The sequence below is a fragment of the Citreicoccus inhibens genome, assembly GCF_019039035.1.
Taxonomy (GTDB): Bacteria; Myxococcota; Myxococcia; order Myxococcales; family Myxococcaceae; genus Citreicoccus; species Citreicoccus inhibens.
This window is the reverse complement of record NZ_JAHNZT010000031.1, coordinates 50,529-61,639: the sequence shown is the minus strand read 5'-3', so window position 1 is coordinate 61,639 and position 11,111 is coordinate 50,529. Positions and strand designations below refer to the sequence as shown.

Below are 11,111 nucleotides of genomic sequence, written 5' to 3'. Positions count from 1 at the left end.
AGCTGTGATGCGAAACCATTCCATCGAGGCGGCGCTAGCGAAGAACTCCAGTCGGGAGCAGTTGATCAAGCATCGCTTCTTCGAAGTGGTCGACGAGAAGACCTTCTCCGTGGAGCAGGCGGAGCTGGTGTTGGGCCAGTGGTGGCATCCCCTGCACTACTTCCCCACGTTCCTCGGCCGCCTCATCGCCGTCTGTCCCAACCTCGAAATGAAGACGGCGGTCACTCACATCCTGAACCAGGAGGTGGGCGAGGGAGATGTCGAGCGAGCGCACGAGCGCTTCTTCATCCAGACGATGACGGACGCGGGCATGGCGCGCGCGGCGGTGTCGGAGGCGAACATGACGCCGGCGACCCAGCGCCTGCTGGACGGCTACGCCCGCTCCACGGACAACTACCTCACGGGCCTGGGCTTCCTGTACGGCACCGAGGTGGCGGACCTCACCATGGTGGCCAAGCTGGGCAAGCTGGTGCGCCGCACCACGGGCCTCAAGTCCCTGCCGTGGGTGGACATCCACGTGAAGCAGGAGCCGGACCACGTGCAGACGGCCGGGCAGACGGTGGGTCTGACCTACACGGACGCGGAGATGGCCACCATCGTCAAGGGCGCCGAGGAGATGTGGCAGCTCTGGGTGGGCTTCTTCGAGGAGTTGCGCAACCGCGTCGTGTGAACATCGCAAGCCCGCGAAATTCGAGGGGGATTTCACGGAACGCTGGCGATTCTCCCCCAGTAGGGTAGTCACGGGCGCGCCACGGAAAGGTCACGGCCAGGACACGGCCACCGTGGCGTTCCATGCCTGTGCGCGCAGGCCCCCCTGGGAGAGACGATGCTCGAGAAGCTGATGCCCAAGTCGGACGAGTTCTTCGACGACTTCGATGCTCAGTGTGCGGTCACCGTAGAAGGCGCGCGGACCCTCCACGCGCTGCTGAGCGACTACCGCGACGTGGCGGAGCGCGTGCAGAAGCTCAAGGCCATTGAGCACCGCGGTGACGAGGTGACGCACCAGGCCTTCAACCGCCTGCACAAGCAGTTCATCACCCCGTTCGACCGGACGCAGATTCACGCCCTGCTGTCGCGCATCGACGACGTGCTGGACTTCACCAACGCGGCGGCGGCGCGGCTGCACTACTACGAGATTGCCGAGAGCCTCCCGGACGCCACGGAGCTGGCGCGCGTGCTGGTGCTCTGCACGGAGAAGGTCCAGGAGGTCGTCGCGGCGCTTCGCCTCATCAAGAAGCCGGCGCAAATCCTCGCGGGCTGCAAGGAGATCAAGCGGCTGGAGACGCAGGCGGACGAGGCCCTTCGCTCAGGGATGGGCCGGCTCTTCAAGAGCGGCATGGACACGCTCACCATCATCAAGTGGAAGGAAATCTACGACCTCATCGAGACCGCGACGGACAAGTGCAACGACGTCGCGAACGTCATCGAGGGCGTGGTCCTGGAGCACTCCTGAGATGCTGCTCGCCGCTGTCATCACCATCGTCGCGGTCGCGCTCATCTTCGATTTCATCAATGGATTCCACGACGCGGCGAACTCCATCGCCACCGTGGTGTCCACGCGCGTCCTGTCCCCCAACCTGGCCGTCGCCTGGGCGGCCTTCTTCAACTTCATCGCCGCGTTCAGCGGGGGCGTCCATGTGGCCAACACCATGGGCAAGGGCATCATCAACTTCGAGATGCTCCGAGCCCAGGGCCCCTCGGCCGTCTTGATGGTCATCTTCTCGGCGTTGATGGGCGCCATCACCTGGAACCTGCTGACGTGGTGGTGGGGCCTGCCCTCGTCGTCGTCTCACGCGCTGGCGGGCGGGATGATTGGCGCCACGCTGCCGGTGCTCGGGCTGAAGGGACTGGTGGGCGCGGGCATCGCGAAGATCGCCGCCTTCATCGTGCTGTCGCCGCTCATCGGCATGATTCTCGGCACGACGATGATGCTCCTCAGCACCTGGGTGGTGCACAAGCAGACGCCCCTGAAGGTGGACTCGTGGTTCCGGCGCCTGCAGCTCGTCTCGTCGGGCATCTTCTCCTACAGCCACGGCACCAATGACGCGCAGAAGGTCATGGGCATCATCGCCGTGGTGCTGTTCGGCACCATCTGGAAGGACCGGCCGTTCCACATCGACTGGTGGATGATCATCTCCTGCCACGCGGCCATCGCGATGGGCACGTTCTTCGGAGGCTGGCGGATCGTGCGCACCATGGGGCACAGCCTCACCAAGCTGGCGCCCATTGGCGGCTTCTGCGCGGAGACGGGCGGCGGCGTCACCATCATCGCCCTCGCGGAGCTGGGCATCCCCGTCTCCACCACCCACACCATCACCGGCGCCATCGTCGGCGTGGGCTCCACCAAGGGCTGGCGCGCCGTGAAGTGGGGCGTCGCCGGCCGCATCATCTGGGCCTGGGTCTTCACCATCCCCGCCGCCGCGCTCACCGCGGTCTGCGTCTATGGGCTGACGTGGGGCGTGATGCGGCTGTTGGGCTGAAGCGCGCCCTCCACCGCATCCCCGTCGTCCCCACCGGGCGGCCCGCTCCAGCGATGGAGCCGGCCGCCCGCGTGTTCTTCAGCGCCGCTTCGCCGCGGACGGCATCGCCGCGGGTGCGCGCAGGAAGTCTCGCACGCTCTGCTGATGGACGTGCTGGGACTCGATGCACAGGTGGATGGACTCCAGGGCTCGCGACAGCTCGCGGGCGCCCCCCTCCACCTTGGCGACGCGCGGGGTGAGGAAGGCCTCGACCTCCGAGCGGGTGGCGTCATCGCACAGGTTGCCGAGCAGCTTGAGCACCCCGCCCGCGTCATCCGAGCGCTTGGGCCCCATGATGGCGTCGTAGTGGTCGCGCAGGTACGTCCAGGCCTCCTGCATCATCTCCGTGTCCTGGAGGTGGCTCACCAGGATGATGTGCGTATCGCGCGCGTCGAAGTCCGACGACAGCAGCAGCTCCAGCGCCCGATGTGACAGCGCGGGCTCGCGGAAGCGCCCCAGCGCGCCGAGCAGGCGCAGCCGCGCGTTGCGGTCCGTCTCCCGCTTCGCCTCGGCGAGCAGCGCGTCGAAGAACGCCGCGTCTCCGTGCCGCGCCGCCGTCATCAGGGCGGACTGCACGATGTCCGGATCCACCGAGTCATGGCGCGCCAGCCACGCCTTCGCGAGCCGCATCGCCTCCTGGTTGAGCGCCGGGTCATCGCCCAGGTTCGCCGCCTGCCACAAGAGCGACGTGCGCGCCTCGCGCGTCTCGTCTTCCTCTTGGGCCTTGGGCACCCAGCCCAGCGCCCGGGCCTGCGGGCCGTAGAGCGACCGCACCCACCCCTGGTAGCTCGTGCGCTCCGCGGGCGTGAGGTGATCCATGCGCACGCGATCCAGCAACTCCGCGCCGCGCTCGCGCACGAGCCGGCTGGGGTTGAGGGCCGTCGCGGGCACCGCCTTCAAGGCCTCGCCCAGCGGGATGTCGCCCCGCCCCACCGCGGCGTCCAGGTCCGCCATCAGCGCGCCCTGCTCCGTCACGGAGAACGTGCCGCTCGGCACCGCGAGCAGCCGAGCCAGTTGCTCACGCGTGTAGCCGGAGCGGTAGTAGCCCGTGCCGCCCGCGTTGAGCAGCACCCACTTGGGGCAGCCCTTGCCGGGCAGCTCCATCTCGCCGGTGGCCGCGGTCAGCAGCTTGCAGGTGCGCGTGGCCTTGGCCCCGGTTCCGGCGCGCACGCACACCGGCACGTCCCAGGTGCGCGAGCGATCCGCCGACGAGCCCGCCGGCAGGTAGCGCTCCTGAGACAGCTTCAGCTTCGCGGGCGCGCCCGCCTTGCACTCCAGCTCCGCGGCGATGCGCGGCGCGCCGGGCTGCTCGACGAAGCCTCTCCACGCGAGCGCGGCCTCGGGCCCCGCGGCCTCGGACAGCGAAGCGAGGAAGTCTCCGGCCTCCACCACGCCCCACGCGTGCTTGCGGGTGTACGCGCGCAGCACGTCGCGCATGCGGTCCGGGCCCAACCACGCCTCGAACATGCCGATGATGGCCGAGCCCTTGGCATACGTGGTGCCGTTGTCGAACGAGCCGATGATGTCACCGGTGGAGTTCACCGACTTGCGCACGGTGGGCACCGCGTCCAGCGCGTCCGACTCCAACGCGAACGACAAGGAGCCCAGCGTCCGCTCCTGCGAGGAGTTCCACTTCGGCTCCACCCCATCCATCGTGTGGCGGTCCAACCACGAGGTGAACGACTCGTTGAGCCAGATGTCGTCCCACCACTTGCACGTGACGATGTCGCCGAACCAGTAATGGCCCAGCTCATGGCCCGCGATGTTCACGTAGAACTTGCGCCGGCGCAGCGTCTCCTCGTCCGGGCGGATGAGCGTAATCGGCTGCCCGAGCGCGACGATGCCCGGGTGCTCCATGGTGCCCCAGTAGCGAGGCACCACGGCCACATCGAGCTTCTCGTAGGGGTACGGCTGATCGAAGAAGTCCTCCAGCGTCTTCACGATGCGCGGCGTGACGCTGGCCGCGTAGCGCGTCTCCGGGCCTCGGCCCTTGGGGACGATGAAGCGCAGCGGCACGGGCTGGCGTCCCACCGTGCCCGCCTCCACCACGTCGAAGGGGCCCACCATGAAGGCCACCAGGTAGCTCGGCATGGGCCGGCTCTCCGCGAAGGTGACGCGCTCCAGCCCGTCCGCCAGCGGCTCGCGCGAGACGACCGGGTGGTTGGCCAACGCCACGTGGCCCTGCTTCACCGTGAAGCGCAGTCGCCAGGGCACCTTGAAGGTCGGCTCGTCGAAACACGGGAAGGCGCGCCGCGCGTCGATGGGCTCGAAGAACGTGTACAGGTACGACTCGCCGCCCTCCTCCACCGCGTAGAGGCCCTGGCTGCGCTCACGGTCCACGTGGCCGGAGAACGTCAGCGTCAGGCGCGCGTGGCCCGCGGGAAGCTCCTCGGGCAGGAGCACGCCCAGGCGGCCCTCCGTCTGCGTGACGGTCTTCGCCTCGAGGGTGCGCTCGCCCACCTGCACCTGGGCCTGCCCGATGCTCAGGTCCTGCGCGTGCAGCCAGAACTGGCGCACCGGCTCGCGGACCTCCAGGTCCACCGTCACGCTGCCCGAGTAGGTCGGGTCGGACGGGATGAGCTTCAGGTCCAGCTCATAGTGCAGCGGGCGGACCGAGTCGGCCAGCCGCAGGTCGGGCGGGTGGGGCTCGGGCCATTGCACTGCGGCGGTGACAGGCGCGGGAGTCGGTGCCGCTGGCTCCGGCGCGTGGGCACAGCCAATCGATACGACGGACAAGAGAAGAGGGAGGTGCCAGCGCATGGGGCCGAGCGTAACCCGGTCCGGGACGCCCGTCCGCCCGCATGCGCCAGAATGCCTCCCGAGCTGCCGGACTCAGCCGCGAGCGGAGCGCGCGTCTCGCCCGCGCGCACGCGAAGCCTTGGCGAGCGCGTCCGCGCCCTTCTCCTCGCCGCGCATCCACTCCTTCATCGCGGGCACCACCTGCTTGCTCCACGTCTTGCCCGCGCGCACCACCAGGAAGGACTGGACCAGTGCGTCCACGATGGCGGAGAGCTGCTCGCTCAGGTCGAGGCGCTCGGACAGCTGATCGTCCTCCTCCTCGGTCATCAGCGCGGGCAGCTTCGCGGCGCGGATGTCGAGGAACTCGGCGTCCAGCGTCACCTCGTACTCGCGCTCGCCGTGAGCCAGGCGCAGGCGGCCCTGCGCGATGAGCAGCCCGCGGTCCAGCGAGTGGCGCACCTGCTCCGAGTACGGCGCCAGCGTGCCGCGCGCGCTCAGCTCGGTGACGTCGCCCGCCACGCCGCGCAGCACCACCTTGCCCAGGAACAGGACGACCACGCCCGTGCCGTCGTGCTCCACCAGCGCGTCGCCCGTCTCCGAGCGCCACAGGAGCCACGTGAGGAACTCCCGGCCCAGGTAGGCCCGGCCGCGCAGGAGTTGCTCGCGGGCTTTGCCCTTCTCGACTTCGGCTTCGTCCTTCTCCTCCTCGGTGGCCGCGCCGTCCACGCCGACATCACCGCGGTTGAACGCCGCCTCTTCCCGAGCCTGCTCACGCCGCGCCATGCGCCACCTCCTCCACCGCCGCCGTCAGGGCGGGCAAGTCCACGCCCAGCAGCTCCGGGGTGGGCCCCAGGGACTTCTCGTCGATGCCCGCCTTGAGCGCCAGCTCCGCCGGCGTCAGGCTGGTCAGCTTCACCGGCAACGCGTTCTCCAGCGCGACGAGGATCTCCTCCACCGTCTTGCGCGACGCGGCCCAGATTTGAAGCTGCTGGGTCTTCAGGTTCCAGCTCACGTCCAGCACGGAGGTGCGAGGCACGGCGCGCTGGCGCAGGAGCTGCTTCAGCTCGGCGCGCTGGCGGTTCTTCTCCGCGCGCGCTGGGGGACGGTCGTTCTCTTTCGTGAACGCCGCGGTCCACTTGTCCAGCTCCGCCTTCATCAGCGAGGCCGGGACCTTGAGCGTGTCGATGCGGAACGCGAACAGCGCGTACTCGCCATGGAAGAGATTGGAGACGGAGAAGTCGGAGGCCTCGGTGTTCTCCAGCTCGACGAAGCCCGCCGCGCGCTCGTCTTCGGAGCGGCGATCGATGGCCTCGAAGGCATGGGACTTCAGGCCCTTGGACAGCCAGCGCTTGGCTTCAGCCGAGGCATCTTTGGACGGCTCCGCCCGGAAGCGCGAGAAGGTGACAGCACCACGAAGGACAGGCATGGGGCGCGGCAGGATGGTGGTCCTACGCCACGGCGTCAAGGCACTCGTGGTGTCGACAGGCCGAGCCCTGGCTCGCGGGAGCGTGGCAGCCGTGCCCACGGGGCATTAGCGTGTCGGCCCTCCATGCGCCGCGCCCTCTTCGTCGCTTCCTTGTTGACTGCCGTCCTCTCCTCTCCGGGGTGTGTCCACGAGCGCAAGCCGGACCAGCCCGACCACGCGACGCTGCCCGCGGTGGCCGACGCCGTGTTCACCACCTTGGAGGACGAGGGCGCCATCGCGTCCGCGTATGTGGTGGACGCGCGCACCGGTCAGCCCCTGTACACGCACCGGGAGCAGGTCCGGCTGTTGCCCGCCTCCACGATGAAGGTGGTCTCCACCTCGGCGGCCCTGTCCGCGCTGGGCTCGGACTTCCGCTTCCGCACCCCGGTGACGCTGGAGGGCACGCAGCTGGGAGGCCTCTTCCTCGGCGACGTGGTGGCGCAGGCCTCGGGCGATCCCTCGCTGGGCTCGTGGCGCTTCCCGGAGACCGCGGCCGCGTGCGACCGCATCGCGCAAGCCATGCGCGACCGGGGCATCCAGCAGTGGCGCGGCGCCGTGCGCGTGCGAGGCACGGACGACGGCGAGCTGCCCCTGGGGCCGGGCTGGGCCTGGGATGATGCCGCGTATGCCTACAGCGCCGCGCCCACGGCCTTTGTGTTTCGCGAGAACGTGGTGGACCTCGCGCTCGCGCGGGCGCCGGGCGCCACCTGCACGGACGCGCCCAGCGCGCAGCTCACGCCCGCCTTCGCCACCTTCCCCACCCGGGTGAACGTGGACGCGAACGCGGACCGCGCCAGCCTCGCGTGCACGCGACAGCGGGGCGGCCCGGGCGTGCACTGCATCTGGCGCTCACCGGCGGGAGGACCGTGCCCGCGCGCCGCGACGGTGCGGCTGGCGGTGGATGAGCCACAGGCGCTGTTCGCCGCGTGCGTCGATGCCTCGTTGACCAGGCTCGGCGTCGCGCGGCTGCCCCTCACGCTGGAAGCGCCCACGGGCCCCATTCCGCCCGTCCCCGTGCCGCTCGTCGAGCTGGAGAGCCCGCCCCTGGCGGACCTGGTGCGGGTGACCAACAAGGAGTCGCTCAACCTCTACGCGGAGCGGCTGGGCATGCGCTTCACGCGCGAGCGCACGGGACAGGAGGGCTATGGCCCTCTGCGCACGGCGCTGATGCAGGAGCTGACGCGACGGGGCATCGCCGCAAGAGACCTGCGCCCCGTGGATGGCAGCGGCCTGTCCCGCTACAACCTCGCGACCGCGCGGGGACTCGCGCGCGTGGTGCTCACCAGCCTGAACGAGCCGTACGCGAACGCCTTCCTCGACAGCCTCCCGGTGTCCGGCGTGGATGGGACCCTGGCGGGCCGCCCCACCACCGCTCGCACGGCCGGCCGCATTCGCGCGAAGACGGGCACGCTGTCCGGACAGAAGTGCTTCGTGGGCGTGGCCGAGCGGCCGGCGGACCCCGAACATCCCCGCGTCGTGTTCGCGCTGATGCTCGGCAACATGGACGAGGGCACCGCGCTGCCCGCGACGGAGGCGTTCGATCGCTTCTCCGCCGCGCTGGTCGAGCTGCCGTTGCGCTGAGCGCGAGCGCGCGCCCAACACCCGGACAGCTCAGGCATTCCTCAACGCATTGCGGGTACGCAAGGGCGCCGGGGGATGGCAGGCTTCGCCATCCATTCCCCCCCGCCCTCCTCACCGAGGTGTCCCGTGACCGTGAAGACCGCTGTCCTGTCCGCCCTGCTGCTGCCGCTGGCCTCCAGCGCCGCGAGCAAGGCCCCCATCAAGCCTCCCGTGGCGGAGAAAGTGCCCGTCCAGGACAGGTACCACGACACCACCGTGGCGGACCCGTATCGCTGGATGGAGCCGTCAGCGGACCCCAAGGTGCAGCAGTGGAACGACGGGCAGAACGCGTTCACCCGCTCGGTGCTGGACAAGCTGCCCGGGCGCGAGCCGCTGCGCCGCCGCATCACGGAGCTCCTCGAGTGGAAGTCCGCGGCCTACTTCGGACTGGAAGAGGCGGGCGGCACGCTGTTCGCGCTGAAGTCCGAGCCGCCCAAGCAGCAGCCGGTGCTCGTCGTGCTCCCCTCGCTCGATGACACCTCCAAGGAGCGCGTGCTGCTGGACCCCACGGTGGTGGATCCCACCGGGCACACCACCATCGACTTCGTGCGCCCCACGATGGACGGCAAGAAGGTCGCCGTGTCGCTGTCGAAGGGTGGCACCGAGAGCGGCGACGTCAGCGTCTATGACGTGGCGAGCGGGCAGGCAGTGGCCAACGAGGTGGTGCCACGCGTCAATGGCGGCACGGCGGGTGGTGACCTCGCGTGGAACGGGGACGGCACGGGCTTCTTCTACACGCGCTATCCGCGCGGCGAGGAGCGCCCGGTGGCCGATCGCAACTTCTTCCAGCAGGTGTACTTCCACAAGCTGGGCACGCCCACCGAGCAGGACGCGTACGCGCTCGGCAAGGACTTCCCGCGCATCGCGATGACCAAGCTGGACGTGTCGCCGGATGGAACGTTCACCTCCGCGCTCGCGGCCAATGGCGACGGCGGCCAGTTCGCGCTGTACCTGCGCGGCCCCGCCGGCACGTGGACGCAGGTGTCGAAGTACGAGGACAAGGTGGTGGGGGTCGGCTTCGGCAATGACGGCGCCGCGTACCTGCTCAGCCGCAAGGACGCGCCGCGCGGACAGGTGCTGCGCCTGCCCTTGGCCACGCCCACGCTCGACAAGGCCACGGTGCTCGTGCCGGAGAGCGCGGCCAACCTCCAGGGCTTCATCCCCACCGCCAGCCGGCTGTACCTCCTGGAGCAGCTCGGCGGGCCGTCGCAGCTGCGCGCGGTGGACCTGAAGGGCCAGTCGCTCGGGCTGGTGCCCACGCCAGCCGTGTCGAGCGTCAACGCGGTGGTGCGCCAGTCCGGTGATGACGTGCTCGTCGCGGTCAGCAGCTTCGTGACGCCGCCAGCGTGGTACCGCTACTCCGCCAAGGACGGCGCGATGGCCAAGACAGCCATGGCGAGAACGGCGCCCATCGACATCAGCGACGTGGAGGTCGTCCGCACCACCGCCACGTCCAAGGACGGCACGGCCGTTCCCCTCACCATCCTGCGCAAGAAGGGCACGAAGCTCGACGGCAAGAACCCCACGCTCATCACGGGCTACGGCGGCTTCAACATCGCCAGCACCCCGGGCTACAGCCCGCTGGTGGCCCTGTGGCTGGAGCAGGGCGGCGTCTTCGTGCAGACCAACCTGCGCGGCGGCTCCGAGTTCGGTGAAGCCTGGCACGCGGGCGGCTCCCTCACCCACAAGCAGAACGTCTTCGATGACTTCTATGCCTGCGCCAGGCTGATGGTGGACCAGAAGTACACGTCCCCCAAGCGGCTGGCCATCCAGGGCGGCAGCAACGGCGGCCTGCTCATGGGCGCGGCTGTCACCCAGCACCCGGAGCTGTACCGCGTCGTCGTCGCCCAGGTGGGCCTCTACGACATGCTGCGCTCCGAGCAGACGTCCAACGGCCAGTTCAACGTGACGGAGTACGGCTCGGTGAAGGACCCCGAGCAGTTCAAGGCCCTGTACGGATACTCGCCCTATCACCACGTCGTGGACGGAACGAAGTACCCCTCCATCCTCTTCACCACGGGCGCGAATGATCCGCGCGTGGATCCGTTCCACTCGCGCAAGATGGTGGCGCGGATGCAGGCGGCCACCAGCGCCAGGTACCCCATCCTCCTGCGCGCCAACGCGGAGACGGGCCACGGTGCCGGAACGCCGCTGTCCGCCCGCGTCGAGCAGCAGGTGGACGTCTACTCCTTCCTCTTCAACGAGTTGGGCATGACGTACCTGCCCAACGCGTCGAAGAAGCTGGCGGCGCCCGCGCCGAAGTAGCATGAAGCACCGCCCGCCCTGGAGACCCGGGGCGGGCCTCGCGCCCGGGACACCTCCATGAGCCCCTTGATTCCGTTCTTCGTCCTCTCGCCCATCGTCGCGGGAGGGACCTGCTGGTGGGTGCTGAATCGCATCGGCACGAAGCGCGAGCAGCGCGCCCGGGCCGCGTTGGACGGAATGGTGAAGGGGCTGCGCGGCCACAAGCCACCGGGCACCGTCGACCTCCAGGTCCGCGAGGTGAGCTGGTCGGGAGACACCGAGCTGTCACCGCACCACTGCCGCGTGCGCGTGGTGATGAGCGGCGTGGACGCGCGCTCGATTCCTCCGCGCTTCGTGGTGGAGAGCGCGCCGGGAGCGCCCCGCCCGCCGCCCGCGGTGCTCGCCGCGCTGCGCACGCTCGACGCGGAGGTGATGGCGAGCCTCGTGCGGGGCGGGTGGCGGTGGCAGCGCCCGAACATCGACTTCGAGCCAGAGTCCGCCACGCTCGACGCCTGAGCCCTGGA

9 protein-coding genes are annotated in these 11,111 nt (G+C 69.7%); 6 read left to right on the top strand and 3 right to left on the bottom strand.

Annotated elements, in window-relative coordinates:
* Positions 1 to 7 precede the first annotated feature (7 nt).
* The 3 genes from KRR26_RS27940 (at position 8) to KRR26_RS27930 (ending at position 2,480) form a co-directional block, all read left to right on the top strand.
* Positions 8 to 670, top strand: coding sequence for a TenA family transcriptional regulator (locus KRR26_RS27940; protein WP_120209820.1), 663 nt, complete (start codon positions 8 to 10; stop codon positions 668 to 670).
* Positions 671 to 826: 156 nt separating this feature from the next.
* Complete coding sequence (locus KRR26_RS27935) at positions 827 to 1,453, top strand: DUF47 domain-containing protein (protein ID WP_120209821.1); 627 nt, start codon at positions 827 to 829, stop codon at positions 1,451 to 1,453.
* Between the two features lies 1 nt (position 1,454).
* Positions 1,455 to 2,480 carry an inorganic phosphate transporter gene (locus KRR26_RS27930; protein ID WP_120209822.1) on the top strand — a complete coding sequence of 342 codons (1,026 nt, stop codon included), beginning with the start codon at positions 1,455 to 1,457 and terminating at the stop codon, positions 2,478 to 2,480.
* A gap of 78 nt (positions 2,481 to 2,558) precedes the next feature.
* On the opposite strand, the gene KRR26_RS27925 is transcribed toward KRR26_RS27930, so the two are convergent.
* The 3 genes from KRR26_RS27925 to rdgC form a co-directional block, all read right to left on the bottom strand.
* Positions 2,559 to 5,279, bottom strand: a complete 2,721-nt coding sequence (locus tag KRR26_RS27925) for a M1 family metallopeptidase (RefSeq protein WP_217081272.1) — start codon at positions 5,277 to 5,279, stop codon at positions 2,559 to 2,561.
* Between the two features lie 72 nt (positions 5,280 to 5,351).
* A complete protein-coding gene (locus tag KRR26_RS27920; protein ID WP_120209824.1) occupies positions 5,352 to 6,041 on the bottom strand; it encodes a hypothetical protein in 690 nt (229 codons plus the stop codon).
* Positions 6,028 to 6,684 (bottom strand): recombination-associated protein RdgC, encoded by a 657-nt coding sequence (gene rdgC, locus KRR26_RS27915; RefSeq protein WP_120209825.1) that lies wholly within the window; start codon positions 6,682 to 6,684, stop codon positions 6,028 to 6,030. The genes KRR26_RS27920 and rdgC overlap by 14 nt, the downstream gene beginning before the upstream one ends.
* 123 nt (positions 6,685 to 6,807) lie before the next feature.
* Between rdgC and dacB the strand changes: the two genes are divergently transcribed.
* The 3 genes from dacB (at position 6,808) to KRR26_RS27900 (ending at position 11,103) form a co-directional block, all read left to right on the top strand.
* Complete coding sequence (dacB, locus tag KRR26_RS27910; RefSeq protein ID WP_120209826.1) at positions 6,808 to 8,304, top strand: D-alanyl-D-alanine carboxypeptidase/D-alanyl-D-alanine endopeptidase; 1,497 nt, start codon at positions 6,808 to 6,810, stop codon at positions 8,302 to 8,304.
* A 75-nt stretch (positions 8,305 to 8,379) separates the two neighbouring features.
* Complete coding sequence (locus KRR26_RS27905) at positions 8,380 to 10,608, top strand: prolyl oligopeptidase family serine peptidase (protein ID WP_236069266.1); 2,229 nt, start codon at positions 8,380 to 8,382, stop codon at positions 10,606 to 10,608.
* A 57-nt stretch (positions 10,609 to 10,665) separates the two neighbouring features.
* Positions 10,666 to 11,103: a hypothetical protein gene (locus tag KRR26_RS27900; protein WP_120209828.1), complete on the top strand. Its 438-nt coding sequence runs from the start codon at positions 10,666 to 10,668 to the stop codon at positions 11,101 to 11,103.
* Positions 11,104 to 11,111: the final 8 nt, after the last annotated feature.